Source organism: candidate division KSB1 bacterium, assembly GCA_034506255.1.
In the GTDB taxonomy this organism is placed as follows: Bacteria; Zhuqueibacterota; Zhuqueibacteria; order Zhuqueibacterales; family Zhuqueibacteraceae; genus Coneutiohabitans; species Coneutiohabitans thermophilus.
This window is the reverse complement of the sequence record JAPDPX010000002.1, coordinates 582,445-604,555: the sequence shown is the minus strand read 5'-3', so window position 1 is coordinate 604,555 and position 22,111 is coordinate 582,445. Positions and strand designations below refer to the sequence as shown.

Below are 22,111 nucleotides of genomic sequence, written 5' to 3'. Positions count from 1 at the left end.
CTCCTCCTCGTGAAGGGATGTCGTTCGTCATGCCGCGGCCGGAAGCGAAGCCACCACCTTTCTGGCCGCTTCTTCCAGCGTATGCGCCACCAAAATTGACAGGCCGGAGTTGGCGAGCAATTCGCCCGCTTCTTTGGCATTGGTGCCCTCCAGACGCACCACCAGCGGCACGTTGATCCTGACGTTCTGCGCCGCTTGAATCACGCCCTGCGCAATGCGGTCGCAGCGCACGATGCCGCCAAACACGTTGATGAGAATCGCCTTGACGTTGGGATCGGAAAGGATGATTTTGAAGCCGTTCTCCACGGTCTCGGGGTTGGCGCCGCCGCCGACATCAAGAAAATTTGCGGGCATGCCCCCGGCGAGCTTGATGATGTCCATCGTGCCCATCGCCAGGCCCGCACCGTTGACCATGCAGCCGACGTTGCCGTCCAGACGGACGTAATTGAGATTGTACTTCGAAGCCTCGACCTCCAGCGGATCTTCCTCGTTGAAATCGCGCAAGGCAAGAATGTCGGGATGGCGGTAAAGCGCATTGTCGTCGAAGTTCATCTTGGCATCGAGCGCCAGCACCCGGCCGTCAGTGGTCACGATCAGAGGATTGATTTCGGCGAGCGAGCAATCGGAGGCCACGTAGGCGCGGTAGAGTGCCTGAAAAAATTTCACCGCGTTCTTGAAGGCCTCGCCTTGCAGACCCAGACCAAAGGCCAGCTTGCGCGCCTGTGACGCCCGCAAGCCGGTGAGTGGGTCGATGTATTCCTTGAGAATCAGTTCCGGCGTCTCCTCCGCCACCTTCTCGATTTCCACGCCGCCGGCGGTGCTGGCCATGAACACGAGCTGAAACGCGGAACGATCCAGCACGATGCCGGCGTACAATTCGCGCGCGATACTCAGCGCCTGCTCGACCAACACCTGGCGCACCTGTCGGCCTTCCGGTCCGGTTTGTGGTGTGACCAGCTGCCTGCCAAGCATCTGACGGGCGATTTCATAGGCTTCGTGGGCGTTCTGCGCCAGTTTCACCCCGCCGCCCTTGCCCCGGCCGCCCGCATGGATTTGCGCCTTCACCACCACCCGGCCGCCGAGCTCGTGCGCGATCACACCGACTTCTTCCGCTGTTTTGGCAACCCTGCCCGCCGGCACCGCCACCTCAAATCGGCGCAGAATCTCCTTCGCTTGATATTCATGAATCTTCAATGCTCCTCCTCAGGCTTGTTTCCGGATATGATTTTGGTCATTCAGAAAAGAGAATGGCATGCAAGACATGCCTCCCTGATTTTTTCAAAATTTCGACCACCAGGAAATTGCCGCCGGCCGGCGGCTTTTTTCAGATCATCCGAGTCAAGCGTACATGGCCACATGACTGTTCTTGGCATCTGATGAACTCCGATAGGAGTGAGATGTTTATAGCCAAGTGCCGTTCGCCGAAATGAAACCCCAGCGGGGTGACATGTGTATCGTGCATGCTCATTGATCTCATCTTGAATTGAATGCAAACGCCGTTACATGTCACTCCTAAAGGAGTTTGAAGTTGGAGGTGTTGACAATTACTATAAACATTTCACCCCCTATAAACATTTCACCCCTGGCGGGGTTGGGCCGCTCGCTATCACGTTAGGGCAAGTGGCTCTCAGCAGAGAAGGCACGGAACTGATTTTGCGATTCTTTTCATCTTGCTGTCGCAAAATGTACGCAAAATTCGGATGATCCGCTTTTGCAGGCGACCGGGATCCTCACGACGGACAAAGTTGTTGCGTACACCATCCCCATGCCGGCCGCCCCGGTCGTTTTTTTCAGCCGGCATCACCACCTTGCTCAGGCGCCATCAGCGCACCACCACGGTTCCCGTCGTGCCCTGCCAGGCTGCTTCAAACGCCTCGATGGAAGTGATCAGCACACGACGGCCCCCTCCTTCCAAAAAATTGATTGCCCCGCGTATCTTCGGGCCCATGCTGCCCGGGGGAAAATGGCCCTCGGCATAATAACGCCTCAGCTCGGCGAGCGTGACACGATCCAGCCATTGTTGATTCGGCTGGCGGTAATGGATGGCAACCTTTTCGATGGGCGTCAGAATCGCCAGCTCGTCCGCGCCAATATCCCGGGCGAGCACGGCGGCGGCGAGATCCTTGTCGATCACCGCATTGATGCCTTCCAGCAGCTCGGGATATTCGTGGGGATTATAGTAGACGGGGATGCCGCCGCCGCCCGCGGCAATCACCACATGGCCGAGATTCACCAGCTCGCGAATCACCTTGCGCTCGACAATCGCCACCGGCTCGGGCGAGGGCACAACACGCCGCCAGCCGCGTCCGACATCCTCCTTCATTTGCCAGCCATAGCGCTCGCGCAGCTCCGGCACTTGCTCCGCGGTGTAAACCGGCCCGACGAACTTGCTGGGCTGTTTGATCGAAGGGTCTTCGGCATTCACCACCACCTGCGTCACCACCGTCACCACCTCGTGCTCGAGGCCGTGGCGGTGCAGCATGTTGCGCAGCGATTGCTGAATCATGTACCCCATGCCGCCTTGCAGATCGGCGACGATCACGCCCAGCGGCAGGGGCGGCACGAGATGGCGCGAAGTTTCCACGCGAATCAGGGCGTTGCCGACTTGCGGGCCGTTGCCATGCACGATCACGACGCGATACCCCTCCTCAATCAAGCGCACCAGGCTCTTGAGGCTGCGGCGCGTGTTGGCAAACTGCTGGTAGATGTTGCCGTCTTCAAACTCGCGCGTAATGGCGTTGCCGCCAATGGCGATGACCATGCATTTTTCGTTCATGACTCAGGCAAAGCGTTGCAGGACGTCGGCGAGCGTCGGCCGGCCGATTTCCTGCAATTCGTAGGTGACGCGCGTACTGGGTTTGTTGATCTGCAGCAACTGCCGCAGGTCCACCGGCGTCGCGATGATCACACTGTCACAGTCCGTGGCGTTGATGGTGGCTTCAAGATCGCGCATCTGCTGCTCACCATAGCCCATCGCCGGCAGCAGGATGCCGATGCCGGGATAGTGCCGGAAGGTTTCCACCAGACTGCCCTTGAGGAAGGGCCGGGGATCGACCACCTCCTTCGCGCCGAAGCGCCGGGCCGCCACGATGCCGGCGCCCAGCGTCATCCCGCCGTGCGTCAGCGTGGGGCCGTCTTCAATGCACAGCACGCGGCGGTCGCGAATGATTTCCGGCTGCGCCACGGTGATAGGCGAGGCCGCATCCACGATGATGGCGGTGGGATTGTGCTCGCGCACCGCCTGCCGCACCTGCTCAATGTTCTCCGGCGGCGCCGAGGCTTCCTTGTTGATGACAACCACGTCCGCCATGCGCAAGTTGGTCTCGCCGGGATGGTAACGGGTTTCGTGGCCGGGCCGCAGCGGATCGACCACGACGATATGCAGGTCGGGTTTGAAGAAAGGCGTGTCGTTGTTGCCGCCGTCCCACAACACGATGTCGGCTTCCGGCTCGGCACGCGCCAAAATCGCGGCGTAGTCCACGCCGGCATACACGATCGTGCCCATGTTCAGGTGCGGCTCATATTCCTCCCGCTCTTCAATGGTGCATTTGTGGGCCGCAAGATCCGCGAAGCTGGCGAAGCGCTGCACGGCCTGCGCCGCGAGATCCCCGTAGGGCATGGGATGCCGCACCGCCACCAGTTTCTTGCCGAATCCTTTCAAAATCTGTGCGACCCGGCGCGTGGTTTGGCTCTTGCCACAGCCGGTGCGCACGGCACAGATGGCGATCACCGGCTTGCTGGAGGACAGCATGGTCGCGCGCGTGCCCAGCAGGGTGAAGGAGGCGCCTGCGGCATTCACCAGGCTCGCCCGGTGCATCACGTATTCGTGGGAAATATCGCTGTAGGAAAAAATCACTTCGTCGATGCGTTCCCGGCGGATCAAATCTGCCAGCTCGCTTTCCGCATAAATGGGAATGCCCTGGGGATAAAGCCGGCCGGCCAGGGCCGCTGGATAACGCCGGCCGTCAATGTTGGGGATTTGCGTTGCGGTGAAAGCCACAACTTCATGCGAGTCGCTCTCCCGGTATTTGACATTGAAATTGTGGAAGTCGCGTCCCGCCGCTCCCATGATCAGCACTCGGGTTCTCGCCATGATGTCATCCCTTCCATTGTTGCTGTCACTGCTCCCGGTTGTTCCTGCGCAATATGAATCATTGCGTAGCGGCGTCAAAACAAACGCGGCCAATATAGCGGAAAAAGGCGTGATTTGCAAGTTTGGCAGGTGAGGGCATGAAGCGCACGAAGCCGGACAGCCCGCGAAAATTCCCATCTTGCGTTTGAAACCGCGGTTTTGTAAAGTTCCGCCGTCTGCAGGGAGTTTCAAAATACCGAATTTATATGAGAGACAATTACCATGAGTGCCGTTGCTGTCAAACCCTCTGAAACGCAAACGCCGGCCCCGCGATTTTTTGCGAGCGAAGCGGAGTTCGCAGCCTGGTGTGACGAAGACACCAGGGCCGACTATGTCGATGGGGAGGTCATTGTCATGTCGCCCCAAGCAACGCTGAACAGCAGGCAGGAAACGTGGTTTGGCAGTTTGCTGGATTTGTTTGCATCAAAGCACGGCTTGGGCTCGGTGTATGCGACCGGAAATGTGCAGGTTCGCCTGCGTGCCGGCTTGCGGCGCAACCCGGATGTGATCCGCCACCTCGTCCACGAAACCCACGTCGAAGGCGCGCCCGATTTGCTGGTGGAATTCGTCTCCCCGAAAAGCGCCATCCGCGACTGGCATGAAAAATACATCGAGTACGAAACCGCCGGCGTGCGCGAGTATTGGATCATCGACCGGCCACAACAACGGGTCGCGGTTTATTCACTGGGGGAAGATCGGCGCTATCACCCCATCGCGCCGCAGGAAGGCAAAATTCACTCGGCGGTCGTCCCGGGCTTTTGGATCAAACTGGAGTGGTTGTGGCAGGGGCCCGAATTCGACACCTATGCTGTGGCAAAAGAATTGGGCGTGCTGGCCTGAAGCTCTCCCCTCCCTCCTCACCTCTTTCAAAACTCCCAGCGCGCCAGCAGACGAATCTCCCGCCCGTTTGACGTCACCCCCACTGCCGGAACAGAGCTCATTCCTTGTTGCCCCTCTTTTTCCAACTGCGAATTGTGCCGATTGGCCAGCCAGGCCGCATGAATGCCGCTGATAAGGTGATTGGCGAGGATGCCGGCAATCACCAGCTCGCCGCGATTGAAAGCCCGCTCGCTGCGCAAACGCGTGCGCTTGAAGCGTGCGCGCTCGGCTTCCGAATCCCAGCGCCAGTAATGCGTGGCAGGATCATAAAGCGAGTTCACGTCGCGGCGCTGCAGGCGGGATTGGTTGTAGTCCTCCAGGCTGCTGTAATTGCCGAGGTCGACAAAATACTTGTCGCTCTTGCCTGCGACCCGGGCATGCGCGTGCTCGGCCGCCAACAGGCGGTAATCTTCCTTCAGCCAGTTGCCGTACACATTGAAAGAGATTACGCCGAGCCAAAGTGCTGCATCGGCAACGAAGTAATTGCGTGCGGCCGTGCGTGCGCCCACCACCTTTTGTCCCCAGCCGGGAATCAGCGCGGAGCGCAGAAACGCGCTGCCGATCCCGATGCGTCCGGCCGGCCCCACTGGTGAGAAGGCTGCGCCGGCGGCGGGCGGTGGTGCTTTGGCCTCCACGGCCATGCCATGCGGCGCGTTGTCTATGTCCTGCGCCAGGGCCCAACCCGAGCCCAGCAACAGCAGCGCGAGCAGGAGGCGATTGCAATTGTTTGGTTTCATCTTTCTCATTGGAATTTTCAAAGCCTACCACAACATCTGCACCGCCAGCACCGGCAGCAATTCTTCGTGATGTTTCTGCAAACGCATGCCGATGGAGGCGCCCCTGGCCTGAGTCTGGTTGAACTTGTGCGCGGCAAAGGCCGCTTCCGCCATGCTCACCAAATGGTTGACCATGGCCAGACTCGAAGAGAGCGTCGCCTTGTGGAATTGCTCATTGGCCTCGCGGCGCATGGTGGTGTAGAGCAGGCGGTTTTGCGAATCGCGTTGCAGAATTTCGCCACTGATGCTGTCATCCCAGCCGGCATTGAATTGATCATACTTGCCGATGTTTTCATAATAGGTTTGGTTCTTGCTGTCCGGCAGATAGTGGCTGAAATTCTCGCGCTCTTTCTGCCTCTCACACGCGCGATCACCGGGGCTGCAACCAAAGGCGCGGTCGATCGAGTCCCAATACCTGCCTTCACTCCAATGCTGATCGGCGAAACGTTCGAACGCGTCGGTTTTCCGGTTGCCACTGCGGGTGAATTTGGCATAAGCCCCCCACGCGCCGGCTTCCATTCCCAAAAACAACAGGCTTTTCAGGTAGGAACGATTGTAAATCTGGCCCGCACCGGGAAGAACGGCGGAAAGAATGGCCGCCCGCACGACCGACCGCCGCGCAACCGCCGGTTTCCCATCCTGAAACAGAGCCTGCAGAGAAAGGCCGGGGGTGTGGCTGCTCCAAACCAGATCCTGCCGGGCAGCCTGGCACCAGGCCGTGAGCGGAAATTCCAACATGGACAAAGCGGTGGCATCGGCTGCTGATTGCGCGCGCGTGGCGGCGACAAAGGCGCCGACCAGGCAGAACACCCATGCCACACTCTTCGAGCTGCTCATAACAGGTATCCGCAGGTTTAATTGTCCAGGAAATCAAACGCGACGGTCAGGTAATAGCGCCATTCCCGGCCATAGGTCAGGGGCGCCTGGCCCTCGCGGCGCAGAACGAACTTGTCGAAACCATAGGCGGCATCGCATGAGAGGCGCGTCGGAAAGCCGTAAAACGAGAACAATTCCGAACGCAACTGCAAATTGATGCTGTCGTGCAGTTTGTCACGCCAGCCCCTGGTTTGGGAGAATGCGCCGCCATAATCGTATGACACGGCGAAGCAGATCTTGTCGAGATAAAGATGCAGCAGTGACAAATCAAGATGACGGAACAGTGGCAGGCGATAGGTCAGGCGGCCATGCAGCAGGTAACGGCCTTCCATGCTGTAGTAAGGATACCCTCGCACACCATCCAAACCACCGGCAAAAAAATAAAAAAAGCTGTTCACCTCGCGGTCGAGCCAGCCGCCGCGGCCAGACAGCGTGAGCCCCGTGCGTCCGGGCAGGGGCAGGCGCTCGGTCCATGCCAGCTCAACGCGATGCACGTTGTGCGGTTCATAGTTCTCGACGAAGGTGCCATAGTCGGTCAACGTGAAGGCTTTGTCGGGATCGGAATTGATGAAATTGTTGAATTCGCGCGTGTAGCGGAATTCCACCTCGCGGCCCATGCGGGGATTGATGTCGCCGTCCACCGCGCGCACCTGCTGCCGGAAGTGATGACGAAAGGCCAGCGCTTTGCCTTCATAGTAGGTATATCCGAAACTCTGCTTGAAACCGCGCTCGACAAACGAAATCTTGGCATTGTAGCGGCTGTAAATGAGACGGAACTGGGAATGATGCCGGCTGCTCCACCAGCGTTGTGTTCCGAGATTCACTTCCGTCAGGTTGTAGAGAAACCCGTAGCCCTCTGCGCGCGCGTGGCGGGCCTGGTTGTAGGCTTCCAGAGACAACTGTGGCCCGAGCTTGTCATAGTCCACCAGCAGAAAAAGGTCATAATCCTTGTCGCGATTGAGGGCCGCCCCGCCGATGAAACTGATGTTGTCCAGGATTTCGCTGGAGTAGAAGTAACTGCCGAGCTTCAGTTTGCCGTAATCCACCATCACACGCGGCAAAATCGCAACCGCCGAATAATGACCGCGGTAGGGTGTGACCGCGAAGTCGGGGATTTGCCGGTCATCATAGGCGCCGTGCTTGATGCCGCTCAAATTGAGATGCGCGAGATCGCCAGTGACCGCCGCAAGCTGAAGCTGCCTCTCCGCGGGGGGTAGATAGCGCGTCACATCGGGCGGCAGCGGTTGGGGCGTTTTGAGATGTGCGATTTTGTAACCTTCGGCGACAAAGATGCTGAACAACAACCCGCCTTCACGATTGACCGAAGGCATGAACGCGCCACCCACGACGTTCGTCAGCGGGGTGACTTGCTGGGTGGCGAGGTCGAGACTGTAGATGTTGAAAATGCCGGTCACATCCCAACTGAAATAGATTTTCCGGCCGTCGGGGCTGAAGACGGCATCGCGTGCATCGCCGGGCCGGGCGTCCGATGATTCCGCCATCAGGGCATACCGCAAATTGACCGGCGTGACCTCTCCGCTCGCCAGGTCGCACAGCCGCAGGCTGCGGCCGCGCGCATGCGAATAGGCATACACAAGCTGCCGGCCATCCGGGGACCATTGCGGGGTGTAGACTTGTTCCTGCGTTTGGTGGGAAGTGATGATTTTCAGGCGATCCGCTGCAAGGTCGTAGAGTGCAATATTTTGACTGCCGTCACCGTTCACCACACAGGCCAGCATTTTGCCGTCGGGCGACCAGCTCGGGCTGTGGGCACGTGCCGCATGCGTCAGGCGTTTTTCTTTTTTCTTCTTGATGTCGTACAGATACAAATCATACACCACCGCGTGGTGCGGATTTTTTTCCGATTTGCGCGAGTAAGCGAGTTGCGTGCCGTCGGGCGACCAGGAAAAAGCGTGGTGCACGCCGCTCCTGATCAACTCGTCCCTGCCATCCGCCCCCTGCCGCATCACCAGGGCCGTTTGGCCCAAATAGTCCGCACCGGCATTGCTGAGGTAGGCCAGCCGGCTGCCGTCCGGCGACCAGCGCGGATAAAAATTGCCCGAGCCTTTGGCTTGCAGCAGTTCTCCGGCGACCACCTGGCCTTGGATCGCGCGCAACTGCTGTGCATAAGTCTGTTGCAGGTGTTTTTTCCACTCGTCATAAATTTGACCGCCGCTTTTGCCCGTGGCTTTCTTGATGGCGCTGTCGAAAGAGAAACGCAGGGGACTGCGCATGTTGGCGGCGATCTGCTGCAAGACGGCCGCGCCGTGCTTGCCCGCGAGGTAAGTCACCAGCGAATAGCCCTGATTGTAAACCCGCTCGCTGCCGATGCTGTTCTTGCCGAAGACGTTCATTTCGGAATAGGTGAGCAGCTTGTCTTCCACCACCGCGGTGCGCAGCAGCATGTCGCGATGCGAGTCCCACAGGTCATATTCCAATTCCGGCCGCTGGTATTGCGCCACGCCTTCCGCAAACCAGGGCGGCATGATGGTGAACGGCAGCGGGTAGGAGAGAATGCGGTTGGGATAGCCGTACAGCACGTCCGGCCGCTTCTCATCTTCGTAGCCGAGCCACTGCACATAGGCGGCGGGAAGGTGGCGCGTGATTTTGCGCGCGGCGCCCAGTGAAATCATGTGGGTGTATTCGTGCGTGATGACATTGCGCAGCCAACTGTGCGTCCCGCGCAATTCAAAATCCATCGCACTCGCCCAGATTTCCACCTTGTTGTCGAGGTAATAGGCCGCGCCGTTGGAAAAATCGTCATAGTCTCTGATGATGAAATGCACCTTGCCGTCCGGCTGGTAGCCATACAGTGAGGTGATCGGAGTGTAAATCTCCTCGGCGATCTTGGCGGTGAGCCTGCCGGTTTGTTCAGCTCCCTCGTGAAAATGCACGAAGAAGTGCTCGGTCTCGATGGTCTGCCATTTCAGCTCGGGATGCGTCCAACGCGGCTCGTCCTGGGCAGCCGCAAGGCTGGCGCAAACCGCAAGGGCGGCCAGCACGATCCGTGCGGGATGGCGTGGCACACGATTCAGGGCAGCCGCGCCACGCCGCCAACCCGGTGCATCACCTTTGTCACACGCAGCACGGCCACACACTGCAACCGTTTGCTTCAACATCATTATTTCACCACCGCAATCTTGATGATCTTCGTTGCCTTTTCCGCTTCGCCCCGGGCTTCGACTTTTGCCAGATACACGCCGCTTTGCACATCCGCGAGCTGCCATTCGACTTCGTTATCCGCCTGCGCCAGCCCCGGACCGGCAAGCTCGGCCACCAGGTCGCCGGCAAGATCGAAGATCGAGATTTTCACCTGCGCCGCGGCATTCAGGCGATAGCGAATGCGCGTGGCACCGTCGCGCGCGGGATTGGGGTAGTTGTAAACCGACTGCTCCGGCATCAACTCGCCAGGCACGATCACGGGGGTTTCGCGCGCCGGATTGAAACTGGTTTGCGCGGCCTCGCGATGATACATCGGCCAGTCCGATGATGTGCTGCTTTCGGCCAGACGCCAGACATGCACAAAGCCGCTGCCGGAAACACCCGCCAGTTCCAGTCGGCCGTCATTGTCGAGATCACCAGCCGCCAGAGAACCACGGCCCGGTCCCGGCATGGCCAGCGGAAAGCCCTCGATCAAAGAGCCATTGCCGCGATAGGCGTAAATGTCCCCCGCGACGCCGGTCACGAGCACGTCCTGGCTGCCATCGCCGTCCACGTCCGCGATGATGGGGATGATCCCGTGCCGTGTGGCATCGGCCGTTTGTTGTGGTGGGCCAATTGGGACGGGAAAATTCCCGGCGAACACGCCGTTGTGCTTCACTGCAAACAAACGATTGCCGGCGGCGAGCACGACTTCCTTGCGGCCATCGCGATCGAGGTCGGCCAGGGCCAGCCCGCCGATGACTTCACCAAAATCGAGCACATGCTGTTCATCGCTTGGTCTGACCGGAAAAAACAACCGGCCATCCTGCTCGGGCACCAAGCCCTCGAGCCGGCCATCGTTGTCGATGTCAGCCAGAGCAAATGCGCCGGCAGGCGCCGGGCCGCGTGACCTTGACAGATCATCTGCCAGCACAGCCCCGTCTTCACTCAGAATCGCAGCGCCATGATCCAGCGTCACCAGCACGCCACTTTCCAGCAGTGCAAGGCCGCGCACCGGCCGCGGCAGCGTGGTTTGCCAGCGCAATTCGCCGTTGCCGGAGAAGGCCAACACCGCACCCGCTTCATTGCCGCAAAAAACGTTCTTGGTTGCCACGCGCACCACCGGGTTGGATTGCGTGGCACCAATCTCGACCTGCCAGGCCAAATCGGCGCGGCCGTTGCCATCGTCATCTTTTGCCTGCCAGACCTGGAGTTTTCCCTCTGCCCGCAGGGCAATGACCTCGGCGCGGCCATCGGCCACGAGATCGGCGAGCGCAGGCGGAGAAGCCAACGGCCCACCCGTCACCAATGTGGCGCGCGGTGTCTGCGTCGCCAGGCCATTGGGTTGAGTGAGGAGTGCGACCTCGGCATTGGCAACGACCTTGCTGCCGTCCGCCTGCCAGGCGAAAATTTCCCCGGCGGCCGTCGCCGCGACGATGTCCGCCCTGCCATCGCCGGTGAGATCCGCCAGCAGGGGTGAGAGCAACACCGCGCCCATGCCGCCGGCATATTGCGGGAAGTTCGGCATGGCAAACGGATTGCGCACGGAGAACGTCATCACCGGCGCGAGATCGGAAAAATTCGTGATCATGATGCCGGTGTACGAACCGTTGTTTGCTGCCGTGCTCGGAATGGTTTTGGGTCCGAAGGTCACCGGCTCGCCAGGGCGCAAATATTCCGTAATCACGGGATTCTTCGACCACCAGGCATCCTCTGGCAGGCCGAGTTCACTGCCGGAGCCGGGATCGAGAAAGCCATAGAAGCGGCCGATGTCCTGTGCGCCATCCGCTTCTTCGAGATCGACACCGCGATGAGCGGGATCGGCATTGACACGGTTGCTGGCATAGTTTGCACGAATGACGTTCTCATCAACATGCCAGATCAAAATGCCGGGGCCGGGGAGGGCACGGTTGTTTTGGTCGACGGCGTAGGGCAGTCCGAAATCGTATTCATCGACCTGCGTGATCACGCCGATGGGTTGTTCGGCGGCGAAGGTCTCTTCACGAAATTGAATGCGCACGCCGCTGGCATCGCGCCCGGTGGCAATGCGGTCGCCATTAACATCGCGCTGGCGGTTTTCAATGAGAAAATATTCGCTGTCGGTGATCGGAATTTTATAGATCTTGCGGGGATCGCCGTGCAGCGCCGCCGCAACCTCGAGATTCTCACCGTTGGTGACGACGATCGGCTCCTCCCAGCCGAGAAAAACCCTGGACCAGGCTTCGGGCATGGCCGGCAGCAGACCTTGATAGTTGTTCGAGCCCTGATCCATCAAGCCGAATTGCCCGATGCCGGAGGCGCCGGTTTCAGTGTTGAACAAATTGGGCAGGCCGAGCTGATAACCAAACATCAGGGCGGAAGTGCCCAGCAGGCCAAACTCGAGCACGCCGCTGCCGGCAATCTCGCGCGACTGTGTTTCAGGCAGGATGAGGCCGTCCTCAATGAAAAAGGTGCCGTTTTGCACGGCGAGGCCGCGATAGCCGGGATCGTTGTTGCCCAGTTCTTTGCGCAAATCGTTCAGGTTCAAAAAGGCGCTGGGGATGTCGTTGGGGGTGAGATCGACGTCTTCGTCGAAATCTTCACCGATGCCGGCATGAAAAATGATAAAACTGTCAAAGCGGGAGAAATCCACATTGCCGGCGGCCTCGGCAGCGAGAATGGCGTCACGGAAGAGTTCGGCCAGGCGCTTGTCGCGTATCGCGCTGTCGCGGCCGGGGCCGTAATACTTCATCTCCTGCGGCAGTTGATAGGCGGCCGTGTCGCCAGGTGGCAAAACTTGAAAGCGCAAGATGACTTTGCCACGCGAAACGCTTTTGTAGTAATTGGCCAGTGCCGTCAGTTGGGCTTCGAAATAGGCGCGATTGTGGGGCGGCGGATCGATGGTCTTATTGGGATCGGGTGCCAGCATGAAACCGCCATTGCCGGTGGTTTGGTCGCTGGCATCGCGTGGAAACTCCACCCGCAGGGCGAGGAGCTCCAGGGTGTCGGGAATTGCGGTGGCAAGAAATTTAGCTGAAGATTTTGCCAGAAGCGGAGTTTGCAGCAGGCGCTGGCTGGGACGGCTGGGACGATAATCCGGCCGCAAGGCCCGGCGGTGTCCCTGCCAACCCGGGCTTTTCACAGAGGAAGTGGCCCCAACCGACGTGAGCAGTGGCAGCAGGGACAACAATGTCAGGGCATAACCAAGCAGGCGGTGGCGCATAAGATTTCAAACGGGTGGTCAAATTTGACAGGAGAGAAAAACCGCCGCGGCGCGGGAATTGATGCGCAATGGCATGCCGGCGCGCCGGGCGTGGTGCATTATCTGCCTTGCAACGCTCCACCGGGCTGGCATGCCATTGCCTAAACCGTGCAACCTGCTACAAGCCAATACCGAGCGAAATACGCATGGTATTGCTCAGGGGATGGCCTTCACCGGCGGAGACGTATCCGAAATCGAGGCCGAGGCTGGAGTATTTCAGGCCGGCGCCAAAGGAGACGTATTTGACACGACCAACCCTGTCATAATGATAGCCGGTGCGCAGGGCGACGAAATTGTTGTACCAGTATTCTGCGCCGATATTGTAGATGATGTGCTTCAACTCGTCCTTGAGTGGCTCATCGGTCCACGCCGTCACCAGCGCCTTGAACACCGGATCCGCGCCGCCTTCCGGCCTGGGCGCCACCAGCAGGCGGTCGAATTCAGTTGCGATCATCAGGCTGTTGAATTCCTGCTTGATCAGATGATAGCTGAAACCCAGGCGCAAATTGGTGGGCAGCGGATCAGCCTGCGCGGCATCGATGTAACTGATCTTCGGCCCGACATTGGTCAGATTCACACCGAAGTTGAAGCGGTCGATGAGAAGGTTGCGATGCAAATAACCCAAATCCACCGCAAAGGCGGTGGCGCGACCATCGCCCTGCTCGGCGCCGGCGCCGCGCGGTGCCAGGTTGCTGTAGATGAATTTCAGCGTCACGCCGGCAGCGCTGTTGGCTGAAAGCTTCGTGCCCCAGGAACCGGCCAGTGCCAGTTCATAACTGCTGAACTCTCCCAGCGGATCGGGGCTGGTTTCCCCGGTGATGATTTGCGTGCCGAGATTGATGAAGGTGAGCGACAGGCCGGCGGTGCCGATGTTTCCCATCGGCCGCACGATGGTGGCGTAATCGTAGTACAAATCGCTGGCCAACTCCGGCAGCCAGTTGGAATGCATCAGCGCGATTTGCGTTCTTTCCTGAAATGCCAGACCAGCCGGATTCCAGTAGGTCGCAGTGGCATCATCGGCGATGGCGACAAAGGATTCACCCATGCCGGCAGCGCGCGCGCCCGGCGCAATCAACAGAAAAAGGACACCACTGCTGCCCGGCCCTTGCGCCCAGACCGGCGAAACGGGAAACAGCAAAGTGCACAGGCAGAAAAGCACGAGGATTTTTTTCATGAGCAAAATCTCCTGACTGGAAAAGATAAAACGAGTTGGCATGTTCTATAAAACAAAAAAACCGACAACGCGGGCCTCACGACGCAGCCCTCAGGGTGTTTGTCCTGACTTTTTCGCCGCCCGTGTTGCACTTCGGCTAAAAGTCACTCACCCAGCGTTTCGGTTCCAAGCAGCGACTACCGAACACTCGCTTCGTCGGGATTCGCGCGTGTTTGCCACAAGCAAAGCAAACAAGACCACTGTCATTTTTTTATCGAATCCCGTAGCGAACGTCGAATAGGCTGGCTCCACGAAATTGAACAGGCAATGAATTGTTTCTATTTTTCAAACGGTGCAAAAGTAGAAATTCGGGCAGTGATTGTCAAGCGCTTTTTTGCCGGCATCCAGGACCTGTTTTCCGCCCTCGCCACGACCCTGAGCATGCCCGGGCCCATTCGAAGCATCCCGCCATGCGGCTTTTAGCCAAGCACAAGACAATACCGGCAGTGCGATGTGGTTGCAGAGATTGGCAACAAGCCCGGGCGGACAGCGGCAAACGGGTGCTTCTCGTTCCCCTCCCGGGCTGTGCCCGGCACAGCCACTCATCAACTCGAGCCGGCGCGTAATGCAGAGACCGCGTTGCTTGCCGCGGCTCCGGCTTCAGGCAATCAACTTTTCGTAATCGGAAGGGGCGAGCAGAGCCTGGCGTTCGCCGGGATTAGTGATTTTCAATTTGATCATCCAGCCCGCGCCGTAGCAGTCCTGGTTGATCAGTTCCGGTTTTTCCGCCAGGGCGGTGTTGACCTCAAGCACGGTGCCACTCAACGGGGCAAACAAATCCGAGACGGCCTTTACGGCTTCGACGGTGCCGAAGGGCTGCATTTGCGTGGTGGTGGCGCCCACGGCGGGCAATTCTGCATAGACGATGTCACCCAACTGGCCCTGCGCATAATCGGTAATGCCAACGGTGGCGACGTCACCTTCGATCCTGACCCATTCATGCTCTTTGGTATAAAGCAGGTTTGCCGGGACGTGCATGACCTTCTCCTCACCAGGTGAAATTATTGCGGCTTCGCCGTCGCGGCGCGACGGAAGAAATTTTCCACAAATTTGACATCGAGATTGCCGGACCGAAACACGGGGTCTGCCATGACCCGTTGATGAAAGGGAATGGTGGTGGCGATGCCTTCGACGATGAATTCCTCGAGCGCGCGCTCCATGCGTTCAATGGCCTCCGCCCGCGATTTGCCGTGGGCAATGAGCTTGGCAATCAGGGAATCGTAAAAAGGCGGGATGAGATAGCCGGCATAGGCGTGGGTATCGACGCGGATGCCGATGCCGCCGGGCACATGCCAGGTGACGATGCGGCCCGGGGAGGGACGAAAGTCCTTGTCGGGATCTTCGGCGTTGATCCGGCATTCGATCGCATGGCCGCGCATTTTGAAATTGGGGTTGAGATTGTCGATTTTTTCACCGCGCGCCACGCGAATCTGTTCCTTCACCAGGTCCAGACCGAATACCGATTCCGTCACCGGATGCTCGACCTGGATGCGGGTGTTCATTTCCATGAAGTAAAACTTGCCGTTGTCGAAGAGAAACTCGATGGTGCCGGCATTTTCATAGTTGACACTTTTGGCTCCGCGCACCGCGGCTTCACACATTTGCTGGCGCAACTCTTCCGTCAGTGCCGGCGAAGGCGCTTCCTCGATGAGTTTTTGATGCTTGCGCTGAATCGAACATTCCCGCTCGCCCAGCGCCACCACATTGCCGTGGGAATCGCCGATGAGCTGGATTTCGATGTGGCGCGGCTGCTCGAAATATTTCTCGATATAGACCGCGGGGTTGCCGAAAGCGGCGCCGGCCTCCGCTTGGGCCTGCTCGAAGGAGCGCACCAGTTCGCTTTTTTCGCGCACCACCCGCATGCCGCGGCCACCGCCGCCGGCAGCCGCTTTAATAATGACTGGAAAACCGAATTCTTCCGCAAAGGCGAGTGCCGCATCGGCGTTGGGGAGTGTGCCCTCGCTGCCCGGGATGGTCGGCACGCCCGCCCGGCGCATGGTCTCCTTGGCCAGCGCCTTGTCGCCCATGGCGCTGATCATTGCGGCGGTCGGTCCGATGAAGCGAATGTTGCAGGAGGCACAGATTTCGGCGAAGTGGGCGTTTTCGGCGAGAAAGCCATAGCCGGGGTGGATCGCATCTGCATTGGTGACCTCGGCGGCGCTGATCAGGCGCGGGATATTGAGATAGCTTTCCCTGCTGGGTCCGGCACCGATGCAAACGGCCTCATCGGCGAAGCGCACGTGCAGCGAGTCCGCATCCGCATCGGAATAAACCGCCACCGTTTTGATCCCCAGTTCCTTGCAGGCGCGGATGATGCGGAGCGCAATCTCGCCGCGATTGGCGATCAGAACTTTTTTCAAAGTTTTTCGACCCGGAAAAGAGGTTGGTTGTACTCGACCGGCTGCGCATTTTCCACAAGAATCTCGATGATGCGGCAGGCAAACTCCGCCTCAATTTCATTCATGAGTTTCATGGCTTCGATGATGCATAAAACATGGCCTTTGGAGATGGTGTCGCCAACGTTGACATACGGCTCGGCATCGGGCGCGGGCGCGCGGTAAAAGGTGCCCACCATTGGAGATTTGATCTCGACGAAATTTTTTTGGCTGGCAGGGGCCGGGGCGCTGCTGGCAGGAGGCTCGTGCCCGGCGCTGGGGGCGGGCGCACCGGCGGCCGGCAGGGGCGGCCGCAGGTATTGATCCGGCACGACAAAGTGACCGGCAGTCATCGGCGCGGGCGCATGCGCATTGCCGGGATACTTTGAAATGCGAACCTTGCTGCCGCGCTGGGTGACCTCCAAATCCATGATGCCACTGCTTTCAACAATCTTCACCAGCTCTCTAATTTCATCCAGATTCATACCGCCTCCAGATAATTTCGATGCGGCGGTTAAGCCATTCTCATGCTCGGCAACTGCGCCGTCGGACTGCTTGCGCCCCGCCGGCTGACTGTTCCGGTCTGATGATGTTTTTTTGGCAGCTTTTTTTTGCATGGTCATGTGTTTTGCCAGCCCGATGATTCGCACCGCCAGCCCTCTTTTAAAACAGGCGCAAAATATAACCGAACTTTTCTGAAAGTCAAATAGAAATCTTGGCAACGGCAGGCTCAGCAAAATCAGGAGTTGGCCTGATCGCGGCCGCGCCGGCCGGCACCATTGATCTTTTCGCTTGCGACTTTGCCGGCCATTTCGTAGCATGCCGCGCTGTTTTCCGCACCGCCGCAGCACGGCGGAAATTATGACGCGGAAACGGCTACCGGTTGCGGCAGCCACCGTGACCACTGCATCGCCGAGGCTCATTCCAGAACTTGGCCATCATCGGGCCAGGCACCGTGCTCCCATGAAGTTCTACGCCGACTTGCATTTGCATTCCCACTATTCGCGCGCTACCAGCAAACAGCTCAATCTCGAGTATCTGAGCCTGTGGGCGCAGCTCAAGGGCCTGACGGTGGTCGGCACCGGCGATTTCGTCCATCCCGGCTGGCTCAGCGAACTGCGCGAAAAATTGGAACCGGCTGAGACGGGGCTGTTTCGCCTCAAAGAAGATTACCGGCGCCTGACGCCGGGTGAAGTGCCCAAAGCCTGCGCCAGTGAGGTTCGCTTTCTGCTCACTGCCGAAATTTCCAACATCTACAAGCGCCTCGACCGGGTGCGCAAGATTCACAATATCGTCTTTGTCCCCGGCTTCGAAGCCGCGCTCAAGATCCAATCCCGTCTGGAAAGCATCGGCAATATTCGCGCGGATGGCCGGCCGATTCTCGGCCTGGACTCCCGGGATCTGCTCGAGATCGTGCTGGCCTCTGACCCGCTGGCTTTTCTGGTGCCGGCTCACATCTGGACGCCCTGGTTTTCGGTGCTCGGCTCCAAGGGCGGTTTCGATGCCATCGACGATTGCTTTGCCGATCTCACACCGCACCTTTTCGCTGTGGAAACCGGGCTGTCTTCCGATCCGCCGATGAACTGGCGGCTCAAACAGCTTGATCGCTTTGTGCTGGTGTCGAATTCGGATGCCCATTCTCCACAAAAGCTGGCACGTGAAGCAAATCTCTTCGACACTGAGCTCTCCTATCCCGCCATTTACCGCGCCTGGCAACGGGAGGATGATCCGGGCTTTCTCGGCACGATCGAGTTTTTCCCCGAGGAGGGCAAGTATCATTTTGATGGTCATCGCACCTGTCAGACCCGCCTGCACCCGCGGGAAACCGCGCAGCACCAGGGCAATTGTCCGGTCTGTGGCAAGCCGGTAACAGTGGGTGTCATGGCGCGTGTGGAGGCGCTGGCGGACCGTCCCGAAGGCGAGAAGCCGCCGCGCTGGCGCCCCTACACCCATCTCATCCCGCTGCCGGAAATCATTGCCGAGGCCACGGGCAAAAAGGCCGGCAGCAAGGGCGTCGATGAGATCTTTTGGAACCTGCTGCGGCGGCTCGGCAATGAACTCCATATCCTGCAGGAGGCGCCACTCGCAGACATTGAGCGGCTGAGCTCGCCGGTGGTGGCGGAGGGCATCCGTCGCATGCGCTGCGGGGAGGTCAAGATCGCGGCTGGCTATGACGGCGAGTACGGTGTGATTCAGCTTTTCACGCCGGCAGAACGCCGGGAATTTCTCCGGCAGGTCAGCCTGGTCGCAATCGAGCTGACAGATACCCCGGCGGAAACAGAGGCCACGGCCAATGTCGCTGCCGCGGCGGTGCAGGTGCAGCCGCCCCTGTCGCCGCTCACCTTGCCGCCGGACGAGTCTCCCCGCATCTCACCAACGCCGGTGGAGCGTCTTAATCCCTCGCAACGCCGGGCGGTGACCTATGCGGACGGCCATTTGCTCATCATCGCCGGTCCGGGCACGGGCAAGACGCACACGCTGGTGCATCGCATCCAGCATCTGCTGCAATCAGGGGAACCGGCGCGCAGCATGCTCGCCATCACCTTCACCAACAAGGCGGCCGAGGAAATGCGTCAGCGCCTGCGGGAGCAAACCGGCCGCCTGGCGGAAGAGCTCACCATCGGGACATTTCACGCGTTCTGCCTTGCCCTGCTGCGGGAACATGCCGACGAACAACGTGATTTCGAGATTATCCCTGATGAGCGCCGGGAAATGATCGCACAGGAATTGTGGCCGTTAGCCGCCACTGCCGAACGCTCCCGCTGGCTCGATGAAATTTCCCTGCACAAGGCGACCTTGACCACACCCGCCACGCCCGAACAAGCAGGCCGGCAGGCAGCCTATCAGGCGGCGCTGCAGCGGCTGCAGGTGTGGGATTTCGACGACCTTTTGTTGCAGGCCATCCGCCTGCTGGAAAACACTCCGGAAGTACGCCAGGCGTTGCAGCAGCGCTATCACTGGATTTTTGTCGATGAGTATCAGGACCTCAATGCTGCGCAGCATCGCCTGCTCAAATTGCTGGTGCAAGGCGGCGCCCGCCTCACGGCCATCGGCGATCCCAATCAGGCGATTTACGGCTTTCGCGGTGCTGAGGTCGGCTATTTCAGCCGCTTTGCCGAGGATTTTCCTGGTGCCGTGGTCATGCGATTGGAGGAGAACTATCGTTCCGGCGCCATCATTCTCGCCGCCTGCGGACAGGTCATCGAAGCAGGTGATGATTGCGTGGCCCTGCCGCTTTCGCCAACCCTGCTGACGCCGGGCAATCTCACCATTTATGCCGCGCCCACTGCCGAAGCCGAGGCCGAGTTTGTGGTGCATCAAATCGAAAAACTGGTGGGCGGCACTAGCTTGTTCTCCCAAGATTCAACGCGGGTGGCACAATCGCCGGAAGGTCGATACAGTTTTGGTGACTTTGCGATCCTTTATCGTTTGAATGCGCTGCGGCCGCCGCTGGAGCAGGCCCTGCAACATTCCGGCATGCCGTTTCAGGTGGCCGGCGAAACGCCGCTGGCGCGGCGCAAAGGCATGCCCGAGTTGCTGGCGGTCATTCGTTGGGCCGCTGGCCTGCCCTGCGATGCAAATGATTTTGCGGGATTCGTCGCACTTCTCACACCGGGGTTTGGTCAAAGTTCGGCAAAAAAATTGGCGGAATATTTCACGGTGACCCCGGAACGGGACAGGCTGCTGCTGACACGGTTTATGGCGCAGACGAACCTGGGCCAGCGGCCGGCGATGGCGCTGCGCGTTGCCGCAGAAGTCATGGCACGCTTTGTTCAGGATCAACAAAGCCGTGGTGTTGATGCCGCGCTGGCCAACCTGCTCACCAATTTGCAGCCACAACCTGAGACACCGCTGCTGCAGGTTTGCCGGCCAAATTGGCAGCGTCTGGCAGGGCTGGCGCACTGGCATTCCACCCCGCGAGCGCTGCTGGATGCCCTTGCCCTGCAGCGCGAGGCGGATCAAATCGAAGCGCGGGCCGAGAAGATTTCGCTGCTGACCCTGCACGCCGCCAAGGGGCTGGAGTTTCCCGTCGTCTTCATCATCGGCTGCGAAGAGCACCTGACGCCAATGCAATTGGAAGAATTGCAGGGTGATCCCGCCGAGGAACGCCGGTTGTTTTATGTCGGCATGACGCGCGCGCGGGAGCGGCTTTATCTCGTGCGTGCAGCCCGCCGCATGCTCTTTGGCAAGTCCCGAAGATTTGCCGCGTCGCGCTTCTTGTCGGATATCGAAGAACAACTCAAGGCTTACGAATATTGGCAGGCCAGGGCAAAAAAGAGCAACGACCAGATCGCAGAGCAACAACTCAGACTTTTCTGAACTCGGGGAAAAGCATATGCCGGGAAAACCCAAAAAGAAAACCACCGCACGCCGTGCCAGTTTGAATACGATCATCGAAAAGATCGAGCAGCTTCGCGGCGAAATGGAGGCAGGTTTCCAACAGACCACCACGCAGCTTCGTGGCGAGATGCAGACCCAGATCGGGCAGCTCCGCGGTGAAATGCAAACCCAGATTGGGCAGCTTCAAGGCGAAATACAGATCCAGATCGGCCAGCTACGCGGAGAAATGCAGACCCAGGTCGGACAGCTCCGCGGTGAAATGCAGGCCCTGAGCGGGCAGCTTCGCGGTGAAATGCAGACCCAGATCGGGCAGCTTCGTGGCGAAATGCACAACCAGATCGAGCAGCTTCGCGGCGAAACACAGACCCAGATCGGCCAACTCCGCAGCGAAACACAGACTCAGATCGGACAACTCCGCAGTGAAATGCAGGCCGGCAACGAGCAGCTCCGCAGCGAAATGCAGAACCAGATCGGCCAGCTCCGCAGCGAAATGCAAGCCGGTTTCGAACAAGTCAATACGAGGATCAGCAGCGTTGAAAAGAACCTGGCCGCTCTCGATGCTTACACAAGGGAAAATTTTGATGCGCTGGAGCACATGATTCCCGAGGTGGGCAACCAGGCTTTTCAGAGAACTGATCAAAAAGCCAAAGAATGGCGCGACCAACTAACAGAAGTCTGGACCGAGGCAAAAAGAACCTCCCTGCTGCAGGACGATAGAATCACAAAGATCGAGAAGCAGGTCGATCAGTTGCAGGGAGAAATATCCGCGCTGCGCCAGGATCATGCCCAATTGCAGCAGCATGTTGAAACATTGACTCCGAAATCCAATTGAAAGGTTCTTTTTTCCCGCAGCAGAAATATCCCCCAGAGACAAAATCATTAATTTGGAGGAAACGTCCCTGGCGAAATACTTTATCGAGCAACGGCTTCGCTAAGAGGAGGGGCCCCGCAAGTGATCGGGCATCTCAAGCTCCGCACCGCGCGTCTCGAATCCGGAACGCCCTGCCAGGAAGATGCAACCGCCAATTTCGCCTCTCACTCCTCACCGGCGTGCGATGAATAGTGGATGAGTGGATAAATAGTGGTGTAGAAGGAGAAGGGCTGCCGATTTCATCCGACGCCATTCTCTGAAGGAAG

The 22,111-nt window shown here is 59.1% G+C and carries 14 protein-coding genes; 3 read left to right on the top strand and 11 right to left on the bottom strand.

What is annotated here, in order from left to right:
* Positions 1-27: 27 nt before the first annotated feature.
* From sucC to ONB52_06045, 3 genes are all read right to left on the bottom strand, one after another.
* The gene (sucC, locus tag ONB52_06055; GenBank protein ID MDZ7415709.1) at positions 28-1,194 is read right to left on the bottom strand and encodes an ADP-forming succinate--CoA ligase subunit beta; all 1,167 of its coding nucleotides are present in this window, start codon (positions 1,192-1,194) and stop codon (positions 28-30) included.
* Positions 1,195-1,822: 628 nt separating this feature from the next.
* On the bottom strand, positions 1,823-2,761 hold the full coding sequence (locus ONB52_06050; GenBank protein ID MDZ7415708.1) for a carbamate kinase: 939 nt from the start codon (positions 2,759-2,761) through the stop codon (positions 1,823-1,825).
* Between the two features lie 18 nt (positions 2,762-2,779).
* On the bottom strand, positions 2,780-4,093 hold the full coding sequence (locus ONB52_06045) for a cyclic 2,3-diphosphoglycerate synthase (protein ID MDZ7415707.1): 1,314 nt from the start codon (positions 4,091-4,093) through the stop codon (positions 2,780-2,782).
* A 261-nt stretch (positions 4,094-4,354) separates the two neighbouring features.
* On the opposite strand from ONB52_06045, the gene ONB52_06040 reads away from it, so the two are divergent.
* Entirely contained in the window at positions 4,355-4,972 is a 618-nt protein-coding gene (locus ONB52_06040) for a Uma2 family endonuclease (protein MDZ7415706.1), read from the top strand.
* 26 nt (positions 4,973-4,998) lie between these two features.
* Here ONB52_06040 and ONB52_06035 read toward each other — a convergent pair whose 3' ends face one another.
* The 8 genes from ONB52_06035 to accB form a co-directional block, all read right to left on the bottom strand.
* The gene (locus ONB52_06035; protein MDZ7415705.1) at positions 4,999-5,748 is read right to left on the bottom strand and encodes a hypothetical protein; all 750 of its coding nucleotides are present in this window, start codon (positions 5,746-5,748) and stop codon (positions 4,999-5,001) included.
* Between the two features lie 24 nt (positions 5,749-5,772).
* Complete coding sequence (locus ONB52_06030) at positions 5,773-6,624, bottom strand: DUF5683 domain-containing protein (GenBank protein MDZ7415704.1); 852 nt, start codon at positions 6,622-6,624, stop codon at positions 5,773-5,775.
* A gap of 17 nt (positions 6,625-6,641) precedes the next feature.
* The gene (locus ONB52_06025) at positions 6,642-9,785 is read right to left on the bottom strand and encodes a DPP IV N-terminal domain-containing protein (GenBank protein MDZ7415703.1); all 3,144 of its coding nucleotides are present in this window, start codon (positions 9,783-9,785) and stop codon (positions 6,642-6,644) included.
* Positions 9,785-13,006, bottom strand: a complete 3,222-nt coding sequence (locus ONB52_06020; GenBank protein MDZ7415702.1) for an FG-GAP-like repeat-containing protein — start codon at positions 13,004-13,006, stop codon at positions 9,785-9,787. Before ONB52_06020 ends, ONB52_06025 begins: the two co-directional genes overlap by 1 nt.
* A 157-nt stretch (positions 13,007-13,163) precedes the next feature.
* Positions 13,164-14,219 carry a PorV/PorQ family protein gene (locus tag ONB52_06015; GenBank protein ID MDZ7415701.1) on the bottom strand — a complete coding sequence of 352 codons (1,056 nt, stop codon included), beginning with the start codon at positions 14,217-14,219 and terminating at the stop codon, positions 13,164-13,166.
* A 639-nt stretch (positions 14,220-14,858) separates the two neighbouring features.
* The gene (gcvH, locus tag ONB52_06010; protein MDZ7415700.1) at positions 14,859-15,236 is read right to left on the bottom strand and encodes a glycine cleavage system protein GcvH; all 378 of its coding nucleotides are present in this window, start codon (positions 15,234-15,236) and stop codon (positions 14,859-14,861) included.
* A gap of 23 nt (positions 15,237-15,259) precedes the next feature.
* Positions 15,260-16,618, bottom strand: a complete 1,359-nt coding sequence (accC, locus tag ONB52_06005; protein ID MDZ7415699.1) for an acetyl-CoA carboxylase biotin carboxylase subunit — start codon at positions 16,616-16,618, stop codon at positions 15,260-15,262.
* On the bottom strand, positions 16,615-17,118 hold the full coding sequence (gene accB, locus ONB52_06000) for an acetyl-CoA carboxylase biotin carboxyl carrier protein (protein MDZ7415698.1): 504 nt from the start codon (positions 17,116-17,118) through the stop codon (positions 16,615-16,617). Before accB ends, accC begins: the two co-directional genes overlap by 4 nt.
* Before the next feature lie 478 nt (positions 17,119-17,596).
* Between accB and ONB52_05995 the strand changes: the two genes are divergently transcribed.
* Together ONB52_05995 and ONB52_05990 are read left to right on the top strand one after the other, a co-directional pair.
* Positions 17,597-20,953, top strand: a complete 3,357-nt coding sequence (locus tag ONB52_05995; GenBank protein ID MDZ7415697.1) for a UvrD-helicase domain-containing protein — start codon at positions 17,597-17,599, stop codon at positions 20,951-20,953.
* Between the two features lie 16 nt (positions 20,954-20,969).
* A complete protein-coding gene (locus ONB52_05990) occupies positions 20,970-21,806 on the top strand; it encodes a hypothetical protein (protein ID MDZ7415696.1) in 837 nt (278 codons plus the stop codon).
* Positions 21,807-22,111 lie beyond the last annotated feature (305 nt).

What these genes read in the sequence shown, in the direction of transcription:
- ONB52_05990 (MDZ7415696.1), top strand. Translation starts at nt 20,970, where the DNA reads ATGCCGGGAAAACCCAAAAAGAAAACCACCGCACGCCGTGCCAGTTTG.
- ONB52_06040 (MDZ7415706.1), top strand. Translation starts at nt 4,355, where the DNA reads ATGAGTGCCGTTGCTGTCAAACCCTCTGAAACGCAAACGCCGGCCCCG.
- ONB52_06045 (MDZ7415707.1), bottom strand. Translation starts at nt 4,093, where the DNA reads ATGGCGAGAACCCGAGTGCTGATCATGGGAGCGGCGGGACGCGACTTC.
- ONB52_06025 (MDZ7415703.1), bottom strand. Translation starts at nt 9,785, where the DNA reads ATGATGTTGAAGCAAACGGTTGCAGTGTGTGGCCGTGCTGCGTGTGAC.
- accB (MDZ7415698.1), bottom strand. Translation starts at nt 17,118, where the DNA reads ATGAATCTGGATGAAATTAGAGAGCTGGTGAAGATTGTTGAAAGCAGT.
- ONB52_05995 (MDZ7415697.1), top strand. Translation starts at nt 17,597, where the DNA reads ATGAAGTTCTACGCCGACTTGCATTTGCATTCCCACTATTCGCGCGCT.
- ONB52_06035 (MDZ7415705.1), bottom strand. Translation starts at nt 5,748, where the DNA reads ATGAAACCAAACAATTGCAATCGCCTCCTGCTCGCGCTGCTGTTGCTG.
- ONB52_06020 (MDZ7415702.1), bottom strand. Translation starts at nt 13,006, where the DNA reads ATGCGCCACCGCCTGCTTGGTTATGCCCTGACATTGTTGTCCCTGCTG.
- gcvH (MDZ7415700.1), bottom strand. Translation starts at nt 15,236, where the DNA reads ATGCACGTCCCGGCAAACCTGCTTTATACCAAAGAGCATGAATGGGTC.
- ONB52_06015 (MDZ7415701.1), bottom strand. Translation starts at nt 14,219, where the DNA reads ATGAAAAAAATCCTCGTGCTTTTCTGCCTGTGCACTTTGCTGTTTCCC.
- ONB52_06050 (MDZ7415708.1), bottom strand. Translation starts at nt 2,761, where the DNA reads ATGGTCATCGCCATTGGCGGCAACGCCATTACGCGCGAGTTTGAAGAC.
- ONB52_06030 (MDZ7415704.1), bottom strand. Translation starts at nt 6,624, where the DNA reads ATGAGCAGCTCGAAGAGTGTGGCATGGGTGTTCTGCCTGGTCGGCGCC.